The 20,514-nt window shown below is 38.4% G+C and carries 21 protein-coding genes and 1 pseudogene; 20 read left to right on the forward strand and 2 right to left on the reverse strand.

Annotated elements, in window-relative coordinates; genetic code table 11:
• The first annotated feature begins 52 nt into the window (after positions 1–52).
• Entirely contained in the window at positions 53–892 is an 840-nt protein-coding gene (locus QBK89_RS08395) for a hypothetical protein (protein ID WP_284140592.1), read from the forward strand.
• Positions 893–1,023: 131 nt separating this feature from the next.
• On the opposite strand, the gene QBK89_RS08400 is transcribed toward QBK89_RS08395, so the two are convergent.
• Positions 1,024–1,662: a restriction endonuclease gene (locus tag QBK89_RS08400; RefSeq protein WP_284140593.1), complete on the reverse strand. Its 639-nt coding sequence runs from the start codon at positions 1,660–1,662 to the stop codon at positions 1,024–1,026.
• A 222-nt stretch (positions 1,663–1,884) separates the two neighbouring features.
• Here QBK89_RS08400 and QBK89_RS08405 point away from each other — a divergent pair, with 222 nt between their 5' ends.
• The 10 genes from QBK89_RS08405 to QBK89_RS08450 all read left to right on the forward strand — a co-directional run bounded on the left by QBK89_RS08405 (position 1,885) and on the right by QBK89_RS08450 (position 12,075).
• Positions 1,885–2,685: an ABC transporter ATP-binding protein gene (locus QBK89_RS08405; RefSeq protein ID WP_284140594.1), complete on the forward strand. Its 801-nt coding sequence runs from the start codon at positions 1,885–1,887 to the stop codon at positions 2,683–2,685.
• Complete coding sequence (locus tag QBK89_RS08410) at positions 2,678–4,321, forward strand: hypothetical protein (protein WP_284140595.1); 1,644 nt, start codon at positions 2,678–2,680, stop codon at positions 4,319–4,321. Before QBK89_RS08405 ends, QBK89_RS08410 begins: the two co-directional genes overlap by 8 nt.
• Before the next feature lie 222 nt (positions 4,322–4,543).
• A complete protein-coding gene (locus QBK89_RS08415) occupies positions 4,544–5,002 on the forward strand; it encodes a GNAT family N-acetyltransferase (protein ID WP_284140596.1) in 459 nt (152 codons plus the stop codon).
• 172 nt (positions 5,003–5,174) lie between these two features.
• Complete coding sequence (locus tag QBK89_RS08420) at positions 5,175–5,765, forward strand: histidine phosphatase family protein (protein WP_284140618.1); 591 nt, start codon at positions 5,175–5,177, stop codon at positions 5,763–5,765.
• A gap of 243 nt (positions 5,766–6,008) precedes the next feature.
• Positions 6,009–6,434 (forward strand): DUF1801 domain-containing protein, encoded by a 426-nt coding sequence (locus tag QBK89_RS08425; RefSeq protein ID WP_284140597.1) that lies wholly within the window; start codon positions 6,009–6,011, stop codon positions 6,432–6,434.
• A gap of 52 nt (positions 6,435–6,486) precedes the next feature.
• Positions 6,487–6,741 carry a DUF2164 domain-containing protein gene (locus QBK89_RS08430; protein ID WP_284140598.1) on the forward strand — a complete coding sequence of 85 codons (255 nt, stop codon included), beginning with the start codon at positions 6,487–6,489 and terminating at the stop codon, positions 6,739–6,741.
• A 39-nt stretch (positions 6,742–6,780) separates the two neighbouring features.
• The gene (locus QBK89_RS08435) at positions 6,781–7,818 is read left to right on the forward strand and encodes a DUF2332 domain-containing protein (protein WP_284140599.1); all 1,038 of its coding nucleotides are present in this window, start codon (positions 6,781–6,783) and stop codon (positions 7,816–7,818) included.
• Between the two features lie 86 nt (positions 7,819–7,904).
• On the forward strand, positions 7,905–8,936 hold the full coding sequence (locus QBK89_RS08440) for a S66 family peptidase (RefSeq protein WP_284140600.1): 1,032 nt from the start codon (positions 7,905–7,907) through the stop codon (positions 8,934–8,936).
• A 605-nt stretch (positions 8,937–9,541) separates the two neighbouring features.
• Positions 9,542–10,810, forward strand: coding sequence for a cytosine permease (gene codB, locus QBK89_RS08445; RefSeq protein ID WP_284140601.1), 1,269 nt, complete (start codon positions 9,542–9,544; stop codon positions 10,808–10,810).
• Entirely contained in the window at positions 10,807–12,075 is a 1,269-nt protein-coding gene (locus tag QBK89_RS08450; protein WP_284140602.1) for a cytosine deaminase, read from the forward strand. Before codB ends, QBK89_RS08450 begins: the two co-directional genes overlap by 4 nt.
• Positions 12,076–12,155: 80 nt before the next feature.
• Here QBK89_RS08450 and QBK89_RS08455 read toward each other — a convergent pair whose 3' ends face one another.
• The gene (locus QBK89_RS08455; RefSeq protein WP_284140603.1) at positions 12,156–12,809 is read right to left on the reverse strand and encodes a lysoplasmalogenase; all 654 of its coding nucleotides are present in this window, start codon (positions 12,807–12,809) and stop codon (positions 12,156–12,158) included.
• 160 nt (positions 12,810–12,969) lie between these two features.
• On the opposite strand from QBK89_RS08455, the gene QBK89_RS08460 reads away from it, so the two are divergent.
• The 9 genes and pseudogenes from QBK89_RS08460 to QBK89_RS08500 all read left to right on the forward strand — a co-directional run bounded on the left by QBK89_RS08460 (position 12,970) and on the right by QBK89_RS08500 (position 20,324).
• The gene (locus QBK89_RS08460; RefSeq protein ID WP_284140604.1) at positions 12,970–13,578 is read left to right on the forward strand and encodes a YpjP family protein; all 609 of its coding nucleotides are present in this window, start codon (positions 12,970–12,972) and stop codon (positions 13,576–13,578) included.
• A 238-nt stretch (positions 13,579–13,816) separates the two neighbouring features.
• The gene (locus QBK89_RS08465; RefSeq protein ID WP_284140605.1) at positions 13,817–15,628 is read left to right on the forward strand and encodes a cation:proton antiporter; all 1,812 of its coding nucleotides are present in this window, start codon (positions 13,817–13,819) and stop codon (positions 15,626–15,628) included.
• A gap of 23 nt (positions 15,629–15,651) precedes the next feature.
• Positions 15,652–16,542: a LysR family transcriptional regulator gene (locus tag QBK89_RS08470; RefSeq protein ID WP_284140606.1), complete on the forward strand. Its 891-nt coding sequence runs from the start codon at positions 15,652–15,654 to the stop codon at positions 16,540–16,542.
• Positions 16,543–16,790: 248 nt separating this feature from the next.
• A complete protein-coding gene (locus tag QBK89_RS08475; protein ID WP_284140607.1) occupies positions 16,791–17,306 on the forward strand; it encodes an acyl-CoA thioesterase in 516 nt (171 codons plus the stop codon).
• 72 nt (positions 17,307–17,378) lie between these two features.
• The gene (locus tag QBK89_RS08480) at positions 17,379–17,750 is read left to right on the forward strand and encodes a hypothetical protein (RefSeq protein ID WP_284140608.1); all 372 of its coding nucleotides are present in this window, start codon (positions 17,379–17,381) and stop codon (positions 17,748–17,750) included.
• Positions 17,751–18,100: 350 nt separating this feature from the next.
• Positions 18,101–18,334, forward strand: a complete 234-nt coding sequence (locus tag QBK89_RS08485) for a hypothetical protein (RefSeq protein ID WP_284140609.1) — start codon at positions 18,101–18,103, stop codon at positions 18,332–18,334.
• A gap of 297 nt (positions 18,335–18,631) precedes the next feature.
• Positions 18,632–19,537: a hydroxymethylglutaryl-CoA lyase gene (locus tag QBK89_RS08490; RefSeq protein WP_284140610.1), complete on the forward strand. Its 906-nt coding sequence runs from the start codon at positions 18,632–18,634 to the stop codon at positions 19,535–19,537.
• Positions 19,538–19,793: 256 nt separating this feature from the next.
• Positions 19,794–19,952 (forward strand): annotated as a pseudogene (locus QBK89_RS08495) (helix-turn-helix domain-containing protein); the annotation flags it as partial.
• 36 nt (positions 19,953–19,988) lie between these two features.
• Positions 19,989–20,324, forward strand: a complete 336-nt coding sequence (locus tag QBK89_RS08500; protein WP_284140611.1) for a cupin domain-containing protein — start codon at positions 19,989–19,991, stop codon at positions 20,322–20,324.
• Positions 20,325–20,514 lie beyond the last annotated feature (190 nt).

Genomic DNA, 20,514 nt, shown 5'->3' on the forward strand with positions numbered 1-20,514 from the left:
TTTACGTTGTTTGCATAGTCTATAGAAACGATGGAAAAAGAGGTGGAAAAGCATGACTTTATATATAAATGCCAACGATCATCCAGGTGTGTTTAAAAATGAAGCGTCCATTAAACCAAACAATCAAGACTATTTTAAAACGGATTATATGTCTGACATGATTGGGGAACAAAGAAGGCTAAACGCGTCGTTTTCTCAATCGTTTACAATGCTTCAGGAAATGTATAAAGTGCAAGAGCAGTCCTTTTCCAATCAGTGGGAAAGTATTACCCAAAAGTTGCAGCAGCTTCTTGAAAAACAAGAGAAACGTGAAAACATGGAAACAAAGACAGTACAGCAGCTTAAGGCTTTAGATGAAAAGCAAACGGCACTTCAAGGAATCGTTCAAGCTGGTGAAGATGAAATGGCAAGGCTGCAGGAAAATATTCAAACAATTATCGATGCGGAAAAGCTCCTAGCAGATCATTTTCAACAAATGCATGCTTCAGAAGAGGATATTGTCGCTCGATTAAAGCAATTGACGAGTGATGATCGAGTAGCAAAGGAAAAACTAAACGCAGTAGAAGAACTAACGATACAACTGGATCGTAAGGTCGATTCTATACAAACACAGCAAACGACAATGGCTGAACAAATGGCAGGTCAGCAAAAAGAGCAGCAAGTAATAAGAACGGAAATGGATGAACAGCTGGCATTGCTCCAAAAAGTAGGAAGACAGGTAGAACAAATGCGATCGATTTTATACGAGCGAGCAAACTATTTAGCGGAGAAGGTAGAGGAAGGATACCAGCTAACCTCCTCTTATATATACCAACTATTTACTGGTGCAGATAAGCCGATGTCATTTGTAATGAAGGAAAAAGAAACGAAAAAAGTGCAGCAGCATAATTAACAATGAAAAATGGACGCATATGACGAAAAAAGATGCGGTGTCACACCTGCAGGGGATAAGAAAATAGAGCCTGAACATCGGTTTCTGATGAGCGGGCTCTTTTAAGCTTTCGGTGTATTATATTTACCTCGTTACAATCCTAAAAAATCTTCAAGTTGGTAATCTATTATCCCCCCAGAAGTAATCTCTTCAATTAAATGAATTAATCTCTCGCCATTAACTAAATAAATAGGCTTATCTATAACATATGAAATCGCCTGATTTGTAAAGTCACTAGTTGTTATGAAGTACCCCTTTTCAGCTTTGCAGTCCATGATAGCACTATGAAATTTCTGAATTTGCGGGCGAGTAACCTTTGACTTGGTAAGGCGCTTGCACTCCGCAATCGCAAAGAAGTTATCTTTATAGATTAATATATCTTTACCACCATCACCGGTTGGCTTTGTGACGTGTGCATCATAGCCCATCTGTTGAAATAAACCACTTATGTAGTATTCAAACTGTAAGGAAGTCCTCTTTTTCAATTGATTTAATGTGCCAAGTCGTTGAAGTTCAAGTCGCTGCATTTCCATTTCTCTAACTTTTCTTTGTTTATTTCTATATTGTTTTAACCAAATTAGCCCAGTTATCAAAACTCCAATAGAAATCCAAGTAAGCAAAGACAATGAAGAGAGCCAAATCAAGAAATTATAAGCCATTGTTGCTATGAAAAGAATGGCAATGCTTATTATTAATAATTTGAGTTCTGTCTTTTTTCTACGTCTAACCATAAGCGTTCACCTCACATCTTGCAGTATGTCCTTAAAAGAATATTTCCATAAATAAATCAGAAGCTAGTTTATCGTTTCCTAAAGTTTTTGAAAGAACCGTATGAGTAAAAAAATGAACTTCGTATAATAGACTTTAATACAGATCAATTTACAAATACTTCTTGCATTCACATAAACCGCTTGATATGTTAAGAACAGCAGAGATTTAAAGGGGTTGAAGGGATGAAAGAGGAGAGAGAATGTGTGCTTTCCTTACAAAACTTAATGATGAGTTTTGCGGGAAAACAGGTGCTTAAAGGAATTGACTTAGATGTTTATCAGGGACAAATTATCGGTTATATTGGTCCAAATGGAGCGGGGAAAAGTACGACCTTAAAAATAATGCTCGGTTTAATCGAAGGCTACAATGGCACCGTCGAATTGTTCGGTCAAAACATTAGAACCGATGGACATACATACAAACGAAGAATTGGTTATGTGCCGGAAAATGCCGAGATATATGATAATTTAACAGCCTGTGAATATCTCACTTTTTTAGGGGAGCTTTATGGGTTAGAGCAGGCAGTTGCAGAAAGAAAAGCAGAGGAGCTCATGACAGCGTTTGGAATGGAGGACGTATTTCATTCTAGAATTTCCTCTTTTTCCAAGGGGATGAAACAAAAAACGTTAATCATTTCGAGTCTTTTGCACGATCCTGACTTGATCTTTCTTGATGAACCATTAAATGGTTTAGATGCAAATAGTGTTATGGTTATTAAAGATGTACTTGATAAGCTGGCAGCGAAAGGAAAAACAATCTTTTATTCCTCGCACATAATGGATGTAGTAGAGAAAATTAGCAATCGAATTGTTCTTCTCGTCGATGGGAAAATTGCTGCAGATGGATCCTTTGAGGAATTGAAAGCAGAAAGTAAGCAAGGATCGTTAGAAGGTATTTTTAAAGGATTAACTGGCTTTGAGGCGCATGCGCATACAGCTGACAACGTCGTTCGCATTGTGATGGATGGTGATGAAGGTGAATAACTTTCGTTCGCTTAAATTGCTTGATTTCTTCCAACCAATCTTTCGAGCACTAAACATTGATTATCCGCTCATGCGAAAAATGGTTGCGATGAAGTTGCTAATGGATCAACGTCGAGTTCCATCTATTTTAAGTCAGAACATGGGGAAACCAAAGAAAGCAGGAAACCAATTTCTTAAATCATTATTTATCTATGTATTTTATGGGCTAGCACTTGTCCCATTTTTGTTTTTGGGAGAAAACTATATGTTTCAAATAAGCATCATGTTCGGGATTATGATGTTTATTTTAATGACGACAATGATCTCTGATTTTTCCTCTGTACTACTTGATGTGCGAGATAAGACAATTTTACATACAAAGCCTGTAAGCAGTCGTACGATTAGTGCGGCAAAGCTTGTTCATATTACCATCTATTTAGCAACGATTACAGGTGCATTTATTTTAATCCCATCCGCAGTGATGATTGCCGTGCAAGGTATTGCTTATTTTCTTCTTTTTTTGGCAGAAGTAATGTTGCTTATTCTGTTCATTTTAGCGTTAACTGCACTCACATACATTTTTATTCTTCGCTTTTTTAGTGGTGAAAAATTAAAGGATATTATTAACTATGTTCAAATCGCGTTGTCATTAGGTATTGTCATTGGCTATCAAATCGTAGCTAGAGTTTTTGATGTTGTTGATTTAACGTTTACTTATGAATTTAGCTGGTGGCATGCTTTTATCCCGCCAATGTGGTTCGGAGCTCCATTTGAAATGCTTTTTAATCAACAGTACACGAGTGTGATTATTATCTTTTCTTTGTTAGCAGTAGCTGCTCCGGTGCTATCTATTTATGTGTATTACCGTCTAATGCCTTCTTTTGAGCGGAATTTACAAAAACTGCTGGAGGAAGAAACAAAAAACAAACGCAAAAAAAGATTATTAAGTACATTTTGGGAAAAGCTCGTGTGTCGAAGTCGAGAGGAGCGCTTCTTTTATCGTTTTTCAACGTTGATGCTAAGTAGAGAGCGTGATTTAAAGCTAAAGGTATATCCTACCCTCGGCTTGGCGGTTATTTTTCCATTTGTATTTCTCTTTAATCAGTTGAGTTTCGGAACCTACGAAGAATTGGTACAAGGTCAATCCTATCTTAATATCTATTGGAGTAATATAATTATTGGTATTGTCGTTTACATGCTACAGTTTTCCAATTCATACAAAGGTGCATGGATATTCGAAACAACTGATATGGATGATAAATCGCTTTTTTATAGTGCTGCTTTAAAGGGATTTTTAATGACGTACTATTTGCCAATTTTTTTGACATTATCGATAATATTTACGATTGTGTTTTCAAGTCGTATTATTCCAGATTTGCTCGTCGTCTTTTTGTCGACAGTTTTGCATACGTTGATCGCCTATAAGGTTGTTAATGATGGACGTATCCCTTTCTCTAAGCCATTTGAAAGTGTGCAACAAGGAGGGAGCTCGATGAAGACGTTTTTACTCATGATTGTTGCTGGTATCTTTGCAGGTATCCATTATGCTATAACACAGCTAGATTTTGGGGTGTATGTATATTTAGCATTATTGCTTATCATGACACCACTACTGTGGAAAATAGTGTTTAAGGAAAAAGCGACAATGAAAGTGTAACAGGTGTCTGTAATAAAGAAAATCAATGAAGGAATCGCCAGGCAGTGGCGGTTCTTTTTTTAGATTAGCCTAATCTCTATATGCTTACCTATCGCTTTACATTTAAGACTATTGATAGAAAAATAGATTCACTGCTCCATAAACAAGGAATTTCATCCAGAAATGGCGAATTAGTAAAGGATAACATATTGCGATAAGTAGCATAAAAGGGTGAAGAATCGAATGAAGATATACAAAATAGATAAAGGAAATCAGCCACCGATGGAATTGCTCCTGTTAGCTGATCCTAATAAGGACTATGTTGATTGGTATATTGATCGCGGAAGCTGTTATGTGGCGATAGAAAATGAGCAAATCATTGGCGTGTATATGTTACTTTCAACACGACCTGGAACCGTTGAGCTAATCAACATAGCAGTAGCTGAAAAAGAACAAGGAAGAGGCATTGGGCGACAACTCGTTGAGCATGCCATTCGATGTGCAGTCGAGCAAGGCTATGAAACAATGGAAATTGGAACAGGAAATTCTAGTATCGGACAGCTAGCATTATACCAAAAATGTGGGTTTAGAATCACCGGTGTAGATCGCGGTTATTTTCAAGAAAAATATGAAGCGGAAATCATTGAGAATGGGATTGTTTGTCGTGATATGATCCGATTATCGATTTCTTTAGCTAGATAAAGAGCATGAAAAAGGCTTTTTATCATAACTTAATAGGCCACCAAGTTCCAATACATTGGAACTTTACCGCTAGTAAGACGTATGTAAGAGAGGCATGTGTAGAAAAAAAGAAAAATGCTACTTAAACAGTAGATACAATGGACTATCCTAGACATAGAGATGGGGGAGTATGATGACACGAATTGGCTTTGTAAGACACGGGTGTACTGCTTGGAATAAAGAAAGAAGGGCCCAAGGGAATTCAGATATTCCGTTAGATGAAGAAGGAAAACTACAAGCAGACTGTATTGGTCAGCGTTTAGCCGCAGAGAGCTGGGAAGTAATCTACTCAAGTGATCTACAACGAGCGAAGCAAACGGCAACATTAATTGGTCAACATATAAGAGAGGCAGAAGTTCATTTAGACGCACGACTTCGAGAGGTAAACGGCGGGCTCATTGAAGGAACGACAGAAGCAGAACGAATCGAAAAATGGGGAGAAGAATGGCGTGAGAAGGATTTAGGAATAGAAGACCGAGCAGCAGTTGTGACGAGAGGTATGGCGTTTATCCAAGATGTGCTTCAAAAGCAGGAAGGAAAGCATGTGTTAGTTGTTAGTCATGGCTCATTTATCAAACATATGTTACGCACGTTATTTCCTGGCATGGATATGGAGGCTTCCTTAGATAATTGTTCGCTAACATTGGTAACCTATCAAAAGGATGCCTGGGAGTTAGAGCTACATAATTGCACGAAGCATTTTCATGAAGGAATGGTTCGTTGATTAAATAGGTAGAGGAGATTCGTAAAAAAGGTCAATGTTGTTCCTGTTGCGCGAACCGTCCATATGGTAATATTTCTCTACATAGTAAATTTAGAGAAAAGAGATAGAGTATTTGGCTTCGATAGAGGAAGAAAAGGGGACTATTAGCTTTTTTTGTTAGCTTGCTTAAGAAAGCTAGCAGAGGAAAGCTGAAAAAGTGCGTGAAGCTGTGCAAAGCTTGAAAACGGGGTAGGGGTGTTTACAATGTATGATCAAAAAACGCAGGAAACAGATAACAGTGTTATAGAATTTATAGAAAACGGGGAAAGTATTGAGCGGCGAGAGGAAGCGTATATGCTCATTGATGTATTTTCAGAGGTGACGGGATATGATCCCAAAATGTGGAGAACGGGTATTATTGGATTCGGAAAATATAATTACTATTTTCCGTCTGGACACGAGGGAGAAGCTCCGTTAGTTGGTTTTTCACCACGTAAAGCAAAGATCGGATTATATATTGAGGTAGAAGATATACAATGTGGTGAGTTATTAAAGCAATTAGGGCCGTATACGGTAGGGAAATACTGTATGTACATTAATAAGGTAGAAGACATTCATCTTGATACCTTGAAAGCTGTAGTGAAACGGTCTGTTGCAAATTTGCAAGAAAAGCATCCTCATGGAGACTGATTCCAGCAGCAATACTTATTTATAGCTTTGAATAAATGATTGGAGGAAACAAATGTATATTAAATTTCCGCAAGAGAAAAAAGAGCAAGCAATGGATAAATTAAAGGATTACTTTTATACAGAACGATCAGAAGAAATTGGGGATATAGCAGCAGAAGGAATGCTAGATTTCATCATGAAGGAGCTTGGACCCTTCTTTTACAATCAAGGTGTTCATGATGCCAAAGACGTTGTCGAACAAAAAATAGCGAGCTTAGAAGAAGATATACAAGCATTAGAACGTCCAATTTCGCGTTCGGAGCGTTGACATATAAGTGTTTATTTCTAGGAAGTAAGGAGGGAAACAATGGATTATCAGGCTTTATCCAATCGATTTATGCGTTTTGCTGAAGAGTGTAGTGGTTCGAGTACATTATATGCATTCCTTTCAAAAAACATAGCAGCAAATAAGGAGTTACTGGAACTGAGTGCACATGCTGGAAAAGGGCAGCCTATTCCCAACTTATTTTTTGGAGCGGTGCACTTTTTGCTGTTAAACGGTACGGAGCATGAATTAAGAAACTATTATGCAAGTATCGTTTCAGAGCCGAAGACAGAAACAGAAGCATTTCCAGTATTCCTCGACTTTTGTTTGCGAAATCGACAAGCAATTATTCCTTTACTTCAAACGAAAATGGTACAAACAAATGAAGTTCGTCGCTGTGCTTATCTTCTTCCCATCTTTGATTCTATTTATCGTAAAACAAATAAGCCCTTGGCATTTATTGAGATTGGAACAAGCGCGGGGCTGCAGCTGTTATGGGATAAATATCGCTATACGTATTCCTTCAATAATCAGGTTTACGGTAATGAGCAGGAATCACTCTATATTCATGCAGAGGTTCGAGGAAATGGGAAGCCAATTATTTCAGAACGCTTTCCTCCGGTAGAACGACGTATTGGTATCGATTTACATATTAATGATGTTACAGACAAAGCCTCTTATCAATGGATGTATGCATTGATTTGGCCGGAGCACCATGAAAGACGAGCAATGTTTAAACAGGCAGTATCACTTGTGAGAAAACATAAGGAGAAGCTACAGCTTATTGAAGGAAATGCCATTGACATGCTTGTGGAGTTAGTTGAGGAAATTCCTATGAACAATACCGTATGTATTTTCCACACACATGTAGCCAACCAAATCCCTAAGCAAGAGAAGGAACGATTGCTCAGTGATATCGCTCAAATTGGTGAAAGCAGAGATATCTTTCATATTTATAATAATATGTGGGATAGAAAGCTTCATCTAGATGCATTTATGAACAAAGAAGTCGAATCAAGAGTCGTGGGAGAAACAGATGGGCATGGCAGATGGTTTACATGGGAGCTAGAGGAATGGTAGTAAGCGTGTTAAACATTGGTGCTAATCGTAGCGCTATTCTCTTTGAATAAGGAATTTGATAACGGGTTATAAGGATGGTGGGGAATGTGCTAATAAAACCAAAAAAGTTGCAGCCAGGTGATCGTGTTGCGACGGTAAGTCCTTCTTGGGGAGGAGCGGGGGAGCGTACACTTAGATGGCGGTATGAACAAGGAGTAAAGAGACTAAAGAAGGTTTTTGGACTAGATGTTATTCCTATGCCGAATAGTTTGAAAGGGGAAGCATATCTTTATAAAAACCCACAAGCCCGTGCGGAAGATTTGATGACTGCGTTTAAGGATGAAAGCATCAAAGGAGTCATTGCAAATATTGGCGGAGATGATAGTATACGCTTACTTCCCTATATCGATTTTCAAGTAATACGTGAAAATCCTAAAATTTTCATGGGTTATTCTGATGTAACCATTTCACATTTGTTTTGCTATAAAGCAGGTGTTTCTTCTTTTTATGGTCCGGCAATTTTAACTGATTTTGCTGAAAACGTGGAGATGAATCCCTATACGATTGAAATGGTGAAACGGACACTTTTTTCCACTGAAGTTATTGGTGAAATTACACCTGCTAATGAGTGGACGAGCGAGCGTGTAGAATGGATAGAAGAGAACAAGCACCGTCGACGGACGATGCGGAAAAATTTAGGGTACGAGGTACTTCAAGGATCAGGTGTAGCACAAGGACATTTGATTGGTGGTTGTATTGAAGTGCTAGAGTTTGCTAAAGGAACTGAACTTTGGCCTGAGAAAGAATATTGGCAGAATAGCATACTTTTCTTTGAAACATCGGAAGAAAAACCAGAACCAAATCTTATTAGATATTGGTTGCGAAATTATGCTGTACAAGGAATTTTACAAAAAACAAAAGGAATCATTTTTGGTAAGCCACAAGATGAGAAGTATTACGAGGAATATAAAAAAGAAATCAAACAAGTAATGGTGGAATTTGATTTAGAGGATTTGCCAGTGCTTTACAATTTGAATTTTGGACATACTGAGCCAAAATTTATTTTGCCATATGGCGCAATGGCAGAAATTGATTGCAATAAGAAGACATTTAAGATTTTAGAAAGTGGAGTGGAATAGGATTCGTTGCTTTTCCGACAATTGGCTAGTTTGTTGTCGAAACAAAAACATCAGTTTGAAAGAAATTCTTGGGTAAGTACGGTGTTACATCATCCATCTGGAATATCGAGACTCCTGTGGGAGGACAGGCCTAGATAAGACCCGTAGAGCGAAGCTCGAGGAGGCTTATCAGCCGCCCGCGGAAAGCGAGTATATTTCAGATGCGACGATAAGGAGCAAAACTATTTTTCGCTTTGAAACGATCAAAGGTAGAAGGTAGCTCCCGTAAATACGTAACAAACTCCTTACGATTTAATCCTATTGACATCAAGGTGTTTTTCTGCAATAATTCTATTAATTGAAAAGGGTACCTTTAATTCAGTCCTGTGAGGCTGACAAGGGCAGCGGATATCGATTCGGATGAACAATGCGCATCGCAAAATTTAGTTGAGATATTAAATTTGCTGTGTTCTGTGCATTCATCAAAATCAGGCTTCTTGTCATCGTGACAGGAAGTCTTTTTTTGACTTCTGCGATGGTTCTTGCTCTGGTGCCACCTATCAAATTTACTGTCTCGACTGTAATATTTAGCAGCCAAGACGCCTAAATAAGAGGAGGAACCTAAAATGAAAAAGATAGATCTTGAATTTTCGCTAGAGGCTGTGCCTCATACGCATCGGAATGGTTTTTGGAAAACACTTGTAGTAATGCTAGGACTAACGTTTTTCTCAGCAAGTATGTGGTCTGGCGGTGAGCTAGGACAGGGGCTTACTTTTATGCAGTTTATCGGCATTGTATTAGCAGGAAATCTTATTCTTGGAGCATACACAGGGGCATTAGCGTACATGGCTGCCAAAACAGGTCTTTCCACGCATTTATTAGCACGGTATGCTTTTGGTGAAAAAGGCTCTTATATCTCTTCATTTCTACTTGCGTTCACACAAATTGGATGGTTTGGAGTAGGGACAGCCATGTTTGCAGTACCAGTACAGAAGGTTACTGGAATCGACATTTATGTATTAATTGGAATTGCGGGCATATTAATGACGATTACGGCATTTTTTGGGATGAAGGCATTAGCGGTTATAAGCTTTATCGCTGTACCTCTCATTTCTATTCTTGGTACAACATCCGCGTTTAAAGCAACAGAAAGCCTAGGAGGTTTTCAATCATTACTCGATTATGAACCAACCGAGGCAATTGGACTGGCTGCAGCGTTAACCATTTGTATTGGTTCATTTATTAGTGCGGGCACATTAACACCAGATTTTACGCGTTTTGCACGGACAAAGAAGTCAGCGGTTATTTCTACGGTCATCGCCTTTTTTATCGGGAATTCCTTGATGTTTCTATTCGGGGCGATCGGTTCCATTGCAACAGGGCAGGCAGATATTTCTGAAGTTATGTTTATGCAAGGCTTATTAATCCCCGCAATCATTGTGCTTGGATTAAACATTTGGACAACGAATGATAATGCATTATATGCTTCTGGCTTAGGGCTCTCTAATATTACAAAAATTCCAAAGCACAAAATTGTCGTGATAAATGGTTTAATTGGAACGATCGCAGCAATGTGGCTATATAACAATTTTGTCGGCTTTTTAACATTGCTTGGTTCAGCGCTTCCTCCAATCGGGGCGATTATTCTAGCTGACTTCTTTATCGTGCATCGTGGACAATATAAAGCATACAAAGAAATGACATTCCAATCCTTTAATTGGATGGCTTTATTTGCATGGGCTGCAGGGGTAGCTGCTAGCTTTCTGCCTGGAATCCCGCCAATTAATGCTTTAGTTGGAGCAGCCATCATTCATGTAGTTGGAACAAAGGTAATCGCAAACGTTAAAAATAAAGAAGTTGTATTATCAAACGTGGAAAAGGTGAGCAATTCATGAGAATCGTAAATGCAGTGTTGCGTGGAAAACAAGGGCGTTGGGATATTGTTCTTGAAAATGGAAAAATTGCGGCTGTATTTCCTGCAAATGGTGAGGAAAAAGAGGGAGAAGTACTTGATGTGGATGGTGCGTTGGTGCTGGCTCCGTTTATCGAACCGCATATTCATCTTGATACGACATTGACAGCTGGAGAGCCTGCATGGAATAAATCTGGGACCCTATTTGAAGGCATTCAACGGTGGTCAGAGCGAAAAGAAACATTGACATATGATGATGTAAAGCAAAGAGCTAAAAAAGCGTTAACATGGCAAATTGCCCAAGGGATTCAGCATGTTCGAACACATGTCGATGTAACAGATGCGAAGCTGACAGCCTTAAAAGCAATGCTTGAGGTAAAGGAAGAAGTGGCTCCGTTTGTTGATTTGCAAATTGTTGCCTTTCCACAGGAAGGAATTTTATCCTTTCCGAATGGCGAAGCATTGCTAGAAGAAGCGTTAAAAATGGGCGCAGATGCTGTTGGTGGAATCCCGCATTTTGAGTTCACACGCGAATATGGTGTTGATTCACTGAAAATCGCTTTTGATTTAGCAGAAAAGTATGACCGACTCGTAGATATTCATTGTGATGAAATTGATGATGAGCAATCCCGCTTTGTAGAGGTGGTTGCAGCAGAGGCATACAAACGAGGGTTGGGGAAACGGGTAACTGCCAGCCATACAACTGCAATGGGTTCTTACAATGATGCATACGCATATAAGCTGTTTCGATTGTTACAAATGTCGGACATTAATTTTGTAGCAAATCCGCTCGTAAATATCCACTTACAAGGACGTTTTGACACATACCCGAAACGACGCGGATTAACTCGTGTTAAAGAGCTGCTTCAAGCGGGAATGAATGTTTGTTTTGGTCATGATGATATTTTTGATCCATGGTATCCATTAGGAACGGGTAATATGCTTCAAGTGTTACACATGGGAATCCATGCTTCACAGCTAATGGGATATGAAGAAATTGTAAATGCAATCGATCTAGTTACAACAAACAGTGCGAAGACAATGCATATAGAACAAGCGTATGGTATCGAGGTAGGCAAGCCGGCTAACCTGATTGTATTAGATGCCGAAAATGAGTTTGAGGCGATTCGAAAACAAGCAGCTGTTCGCTATTCAATACGCAATGGTCAAGTGATTGCCACCACAAAACCAAGTGAGACAACGGTCAAGCTTCATGAAGAACAAGTAATCGATTTTAAACGTGCATAATGATTTAAAAAGGAAGCCAAGGGAGAGTGTCCTACCACCACTGGCTTCCTTTTCTATGTGGTTGTTTTATATGTACACAGCTACCAAATAATCTGCTTACGTTTTCCACTTATTGTCCATAAACTATGGGCAATAAAAAACTGTGCTGCATAGTAAGTAAGCATAATTAATGAATCCGCATATTGGAGCGGAACGACAAATTTATTCCACGCTAAAATAGAATCCGAAATGACAAACAATAGGCTGCCAATGGTTGCCCATTTATTCCTTGTCATAATGGCTGTCCAAGCCATCACCGAAATGGTAAGCATGTAAAAAATGATTGGTAATATAAGTGATTGTTGTCCTTTATCCTGGACTGCCTCGATAATTTCTCGTCCAACGAGAAAGCCATAAATTCCAATTGGAACAATGGCTAGAAAACGTCCAATGGAGAACTTCCACTGCGTTATAAAACCAGCAATATAGAATAAGTGGCCAATTAAAAAGGCAGCCAGCCCGATAATAAACCAATGGATGGTAGCATCTCCGATCATACAGATAAATAATCCAATAAGAAGTAGCCGGTGTACAGGCTTTTTATTTTCATCCATCTTTGTTGCTGCATAATAAATAATCATGAGCATCGGAACAATTTTGAAAATGAGTTTTATGGCAAAAGGTTCAGCAGGAACGATATAAATATAAACAAGTCCCATAACAGCAATTAAAATGGGGAGACGATAAAGAATCAAAAGAATCCCTCCTTTATTTATATATAGAATGAAACGTGTACTATAGTCTAATTCGATACCTTTCTATCAATTCCCTCTAAAAATAGAATGAAAGTATGATAGACATTCGTCATAAAAGTGGTAAAATTTAAGTAAGGATCGATATATTGGGGGAATTCGTATGAAGCTCTGGATTAGAAAGATATTTGTTGCTTTTGTTGCAATTGTAACATTAGGAATGTATGTACCGCCAGCGGTACTAAATACGAATGCGGATGATAATAAGGATGCATTTGCTTCCAAGTCAAACTTCAACGAGACAGCCTCTCCTGTAAAGCTTGTCCATGAAGAGCAGGAGAAATCACAACTATCAGCCGTATTAACTGATACGGATTACCATATTATCGAGCTGACAGAAAAGGCTAGAGAGCAAGCAGTTGCGAAGTTAGGACCAAAAATAGCTAATCAAGTAGAGGACGAATTTACAACACTTATTTTACCAGCAATAGAGAATGTCTTAACTACGGTATTAACAGAGAATGAAGCGGCCGCTCCTTATTTTGCGATTTCTGAGCAGCCAGCTAAAGGACATGGCGAAAAAATCTTTCATGTATATGATGTGCGGAATGAAAAAGATATAGCTAGATTCCATGTTCGTCGTGATAACCGACCACAAGAAGGGTATTGGTTTAATTTTCATTATCATTTAAGTAAGGATAATTTTGAAACGCATCATGAAATCGGGGAAATTTATTGGGATAAGAATATCCCGCCAAATTGGATGACATAAATTACGTATTTTCTATTAGAACTGAGAAGTGGAATACCGATCTTAGAGATCTGTTCCACTTCTCTTGTTTTTTAATAACTTTGTTAAATTGTCCATACAAAAACGCTTTTTTCGTAATGATTAATAGAAGGGGCGTCTCCTAGATTTTTAGTTAGGTATTCATTCGTTTTTTTGATAAACTATAAAACATAATCTAAAACGCAAAGATGAATATATTCTACATATAGAAGGTGAATAGATGGAAGAATTAGCTTTAATAAGCATCGTAGTCATACTAGGGCTAGGAATCTTTTCGCAATGGCTTGCTTGGCGGATTCAATGGGCATCTATTGTAATTATGTCGATAGCAGGGCTATTAATCGGACCGATATTAGGATGGATGAATCCGCAAGAGGCGCTAGGAGGGTTATATAGTCCACTTATTTCCTTAGCTGTAGCAGTGATTTTATTCGAAGGAAGCTCTAGTCTAGATATTCGAGAAATCAAAGGGGTATCTAAATCGGTTTTTAGAATTGTTACGGTTGGCGCTTTTATAGCTTGGATTCTAGGATCATTAGCTGCCCACTTTATTGCGGGTTTAAACTTAGAGATTTCCTTTATTATTGGTGGTCTATTTGTTGTAACAGGCCCTACGGTTATTATTCCATTACTTCGGAATGCAAAGCTAAAACCCCGTACAGCAGCCGTGCTCAAATGGGAAGGAATTATTGTCGATCCAGCGGGTCCTTTACTTGCGCTTTTTGCATATGAGGTAATTAAAGTAATGACAAACGAACATCTCAGCATGGATTACTTGCTGCAGTTTTTTGGTGGAGCCATACTTGCTGTTATTCTCGGTTATGTTATTGGGTTGATCATAAGTATCATGGCTAGTAAAGGGATGTTTCCGGAATATTTAAAGTCGCCAATTATTTTAGCGTTTGTTTTGCTCTGCTTTACCATTGCTGAAGTGATTATGCATGAAACAGGAATGCTTGCTGTAACGGTTATGGGTCTTACATTAGGTCGGACAAGAAAATACGTCTCCTCGATCGGAAATATTAGTCACTTTGTAGAGAATATTTCTGTCATGCTTACCTCAACCGTGTTTATTCTATTAACTGCTTCTTTACCACGGGAAACCATTGCCCAAATCTTTACCCTCCCAATTCTTGGCTTTGTACTCGCGATGCTGTTCATCGTACGTCCATTATCGATTTGGCTGCCAACAATCGGCACAGAGCTTACAAGGGCAGAAAAGACCTTAATTGGTTGGATAGCGCCAAGAGGGATTGTTGCTTTGACCGTCTCGGCTTATTTCGCTACGATACTAATGAATGACGGCTACGAGGATGCTTCTTTATTAACTGCTTTAACCTTTGCTCTTGTATTTATTACCGTATGTGCACATGGTTTTTCTTTAGGTCCGATAGCGAAAAAGTTAGGACTAGCAAATAATGAACCACCTGGTGTATTAATTGTAGGTGCAAGTAGCTTTTCGATTGCCATGGCCACATATTTACAAAAAATGGGGATTCCTGTACTAATTGCTGATTCATCGGGTGGTAGACTACAACCAGCGATTGATAAAGGGGTACAAACCTACCATGGTGAAATTTTATCGGAGCACGCCCAATTTGAAGCAGACCTCACCCCCTATGAAACGATTTTAGCAATGACAGGGGATAAATCTTATAATGCGCTTGTGGTGCAATCATTTGCACCTGAATTCGGGTATCATAATACATTTTCTTTACCGTCTGTTTCATATCAACAAGTTGGACAAACGGACTTACCCGTATCTGTAAAGACACGGTTGCTATTTGATGAACAGGCAACCTTTCCAGAGTTAAACCGAAAAATAAATACAACCTATTCGTTAACGACAATTCATATTGATGATAAAGCAAAAGTGGTGCAACCTTTATTAGCGGAGTCAGATATCCCGTTATTTATTAAGAAAAAGAATGCCGTGATATCCTTTGTCACGCTGCGTAAGAAATTACCATTGGATGAAGGAGATCAACTCGTACTATTAAGAAAAGAAACGAACGACGTGCGTTTTAATTAGCGATAAAAAAGGGGCTGGGATTTGTGGAGATAAAGCATCTGCAATATTTTATTGAAGTAACAGAAGTGGCGAGCTTTACAAAAGCAGCGGAGAATTTGTATATTACCCAGCCTGCAATTAGTCGTATTATTAAATCATTAGAAGATGAGCTTGGGACACCGCTTTTTATTCGGTCTCGCAAAAAACTTGCCTTAACGGATGCTGGTCGAGTATTGTACGAACGAGCAAAGCACATTGAACAGGAATTTTTATCATTACAGGAAGAGCTGGATCATCTATTGACGTTTAAAAAGGGCCATATTCGTATTGGCATTCCGTCGATTGTTAACTCAATCTTTTTTTCAGAGCTTATTGCTTCCTTTCATAAAGTATATCCAGAGGTAACCTTTCAACTAGAGGAAGATAGCTCGAAAGGGATTGAAGAAAAAATGCTCGATGCCAAACTTGATTTTGGTGTTATTGTTTTACCAGAAACACATGATGCATTTGATTATGTATCCTTTACAGAAGAAACACTTACCTTACTTGTTCCAGCATCTCACCGTTTAACAAAAAAGGAAGCGGTCGAGCTTCGCGACTTGGAAAAAGAAAGCTTTATTCTGTTTACACAGGATTTTACGTTAAGGAATATGATTGTTAGTGCATGTCGAGATGTTGGCTTTCAACCAAAGGTGATTTCAGAGTCTTCCCAGCTTGATTTCATTGAAGAGATGGTTGCAGCGAATCTTGGAATAACACTTCTTCCAGATAGTGTTGCACAAGGGCTTTCCTCTAATGTAGAGGCTCTACCCGTAACCGATTCCTCCATTGAATGGAAGCTCGCGTTTATTTGGCGTAAGGATGCCCATCTCTCTCAAGTGGAAAAGGAATTTATTAAACTTACAAAAGACAAGCTAGCAGATACCTTGTCATAATATAGGCTATAATTTATCAAATTAGTGCTTCGTGCACTAATTTTTTTGTTTCTATTTGTGCGTATTGTTGATGTTCCACGCTAATCAACATGGATTGAGTCTGTTATGCAATAAAACGTTTTCATAACAATGTGTTATGAAACACATGTGTAATCGGCATTGTACAGTCATTGAGGCTCCGTATTATAATAGTTCCATGATCCATTTAGCGGAATGGAAAATATTCATTTAGATAAGGTGATGGGCTTATGGAGCCAAAAAAAATTAAAGATACACGTGTTGTTCAGAACGATCAAGTATTAATCAATGATCTGAACAATTATCATACATTGTTTGGTGGCGTCTTAATGAAAAAGATGGACGCATGTGCAACGTTAACGGCACGAAGACATTCTCGAGTCACAGAATGCGTCACAGCATCAACAGACTCTGTGAATTTTATTGAACCTATTTTACAGGATGATTCCGTATGTGTAGAGTCGTACGTTACGTATACTGGAAAAAGCTCGATGGAAATATTTTGTAAAGTGATTGCCGAGAATTTGGATACAGGAGAAAGAAGAATAGCTGCAACTGCGTTTCTCACCTTTGTAGCCTTAGGGAAGGATCGAAAACCAGTAGAGGTACCTGGTGTAATCCCTGAATCACAGGAAGAAAAATACTTGTATGAGACTGGGAAAGAACGCGCCAAGATGCGTAGTATCAAGCGAAAACAAAATAAGGAGCTTGTATCTCATTTAACCCTAAATAAACCATGGGATTAACAAGTAACTGTTAAACTGTTAGCTCTGTCTGAGAGCACTATTATCCATAAAAACCGAGAGAGGAGAGATTATATGCTTACAACAACGAGCTTTAGTGAGTTGCTTCGCGCGCAAAAAGCGATCGAAAATATGCGACAAGCTAAACCTGCACTCTATCAGAAATTTGTCAATGTGATTCAATTAACTCGACAATTACAATATAAGCTACAATTCTTAGGCTGTCTTATCATGGATGAGAATCCAGGTAAGTGTACGCCAGCACATCAAAGTGAATTCGTACTTGCTCTATACCAAAAAGAGGTAGAGAAATTAAAGATGGACGAGACTGCTGAAGATTTGCTCGAGCTTCTAGCTAGCTATCAAAAGCTAGGCTATGCTACAATTTGTCGACTTGCTTTAGGAACAAATCCCAAAGTGCTAGTTGGGCCTGCAGTCGTTCGTTAATCATATAGTAAGTCTCAAAAATGCCGTAGAGAAAGGATTTCTTGTCGGCATTTTTTGTACGATTAACTAACATGGGTACAAGAAAGGAACAATTAATGGAATATAACAAGACCAATAAGAGGTGCTGAGTAAGTAGCTTGAATCTAATTTACAAAATTGTAAATTATTGGACTTCACGAAAACGTTTGATATAATAGTGGTAAATAATTCCTTTTCAAAGATTGGTTGCAAGTTTATTTTTTCATTTTTTTTAGCTTAAAATGGATATATAAGGGTATTAATGAAACAAAATGGCCCCTTTATTCGTATTATATATAGACGTTGCTATTAATTGGAAAGGGGAGTACCAATTGCTCCGTATAATAAAACTAATCTTGCAATTTGTCGTCCTTCTACTTGCTGCCCTAGCGCTAATAACGAATAACTTTCACTTTCTACCATATTTAACTGTGTCTTTAGCTGCCTTGACGTTAATAATTGGATTGGCTGAATATGAAAAGGGCCGAAGAGTATATGCAAATATTAATCTAGCTGCCTCTATTCTACTTGTATTTGTTTTTTTTCAATTGTTTATTTTCTCCTAATCCATATAAATCACCTTAAAAATTGTGTTTCTACGCTTTTTATAGAACAAAATATGCCTATAAGAAAGCTGTAGTTCTACAAGTTCATAGCGCGATCGATTCATGAATGTTTGTTGACATTTCATGGATTTTTATTATATAGTTTATTCAACAAAGTTGAATAAAAGTAAACAACGGTGAATATGTATGCTATAACGGTGAAATTCTTTAGTGGTTTGGAACAGGAAGAAGGAAAAGTGGATATTATACAATGAAAGCGCATTCATTTTATAACCTTTTTGAATGGGAGTGATGATAATGGGGCGTTGGCCAGAGTTTGTTGAAATTAAAGAGGTTGGCCCAAGGGACGGACTGCAAAACGAAAAACAGCATGTGGCAACATCAGATAAGATTGCCTGGATTAATATGCTCTCTGAAACAGGTGTGAAAGAAATTGAATACTCTTCATTTGTCCATCCCAAATGGATTCCACAGTTGTCAGATGCCCATGAAGTGGGGCGGAAAATAATTCGCAACCCCGATGTTCGATATTCCGCATTAGTACCTAATCAAAAAGGATTAGAGCTTGCTTTGGAAGCGGGGATTGATGGTGCATCGGTCTTTATGTCAGCAAGTGAAAGTCATAATAAAAAGAATATTAATAAATCGTTGAACGAGACATACCCAGTGCTTGGAGAGGTAATTAAAAATGCCAAAGATGCCAGAAAACATGTGACAGGATATGTATCTACTGTTTTTGATTGTCCTTATGAAGGAAAGATTAATCCAGAACAGGTACGAATGGTCATTGATCATTTATTTGCATATGGCATAGACGATATCTCCCTTGGTGATACGATTGGAACTGCTGTGCCATCCCAAGTCGAAGCATTACTCGATGTTGTACTTAAGACATACCCAAAAGAAAAGATTATCCTTCATTATCACGATACGAGAGGGATGGCTATCGCAAACATTCTTACCTCCTTGGAGTACGGGATTACTCGTTTTGATAGCTCTGTCGGAGGATTAGGAGGCTGTCCATACGCCCCAGGTGCAGCAGGAAATGTCGCAACGAATGATGTACTTTATCTCTTACACGGAATGGGAATTAAAACGAATATAAGCGAACGGAAAATGCAAGAAGCAGGATTGTTTATGCAAAATAAACTGGGAAAAACACTTCCTAGCAAATCACTCGCTTATGCTATTGCACATCAATAAAATGGCAAAGCAGAGATAAAGGAATATTGAAATTTGCTAGGTGTTATCTTTTGGAAATCCATCATTTTATCCTCGGATAGATGATGGGTTTTTTATGTCACAAACAAAATAATTTAGATAATGCTAGCTGTGTAGAAATTTCTACGTTATCAAAGCGTGCTTGACGAGTCTTCAGCACTGTTCTATGATATAAACACGATTAGGACAAGTTGGAAAGGGGAGACTTCCAATCAATTTACAGCATATCGGAACGAAAATAAAACAGACTCGATTACGCAGTAAACAAACACAGCAGCAAATTGCAGATCAATGTGGGATCTCCAAAAGCTTACTTTCAAAAATTGAAAATGGCCAAACAGCTTCTGCTGTTGCAACGCTTTCGAAAATTTGTGACGCGTTAGAAATTCCGCTTTCTTGGGTGTTAGATGACCAACCGGAAAAAGATCTAGTCATGCTCGCAAAAGACGATCGAACATTCCAGGTTGGCGATGTGAATATGGGCTATTCCTATGAGCTTTTAGCCCGATCCCCATTTACAGGAGTAGAGCCAACAATCGTTCATGTGACACCAAAGGATACAAATTTAAGACATGATCCATACACGCATTCACAGGATGAATTTATTTATGTTCTCGAGGGCGCAATCTACTTGCTTTATGCCGACGAGAAGCATTTGTTGGAAAAAGGAGATACTGCCTATTTTAAAGGAACGAATCCCCATCTTTTCATCCCTGTCGATAATAAAGGTGCAAAAGTATTAACCATTTTTATTGATAGCGGCGTATAACTACATAGATAGGAATTACTTCATAATAGTAAAACGCAAACCTGAATTATAAACAAGGGTTTGCGTTTTTATTACTGGTTTTAAAACCACAGGCTCTGCCTGTGTGAGAATTCAACTTGTAGAGTTGTAACAGACAAATCTCCTTTCGGTATAATAGAGCTGGCCGTCAAACCGACTCTATATACGAAAG

Source organism: Virgibacillus sp. LDC-1, from assembly GCF_030137545.1.
Taxonomy (GTDB): domain Bacteria; phylum Bacillota; class Bacilli; order Bacillales; family Amphibacillaceae; genus LDC-1.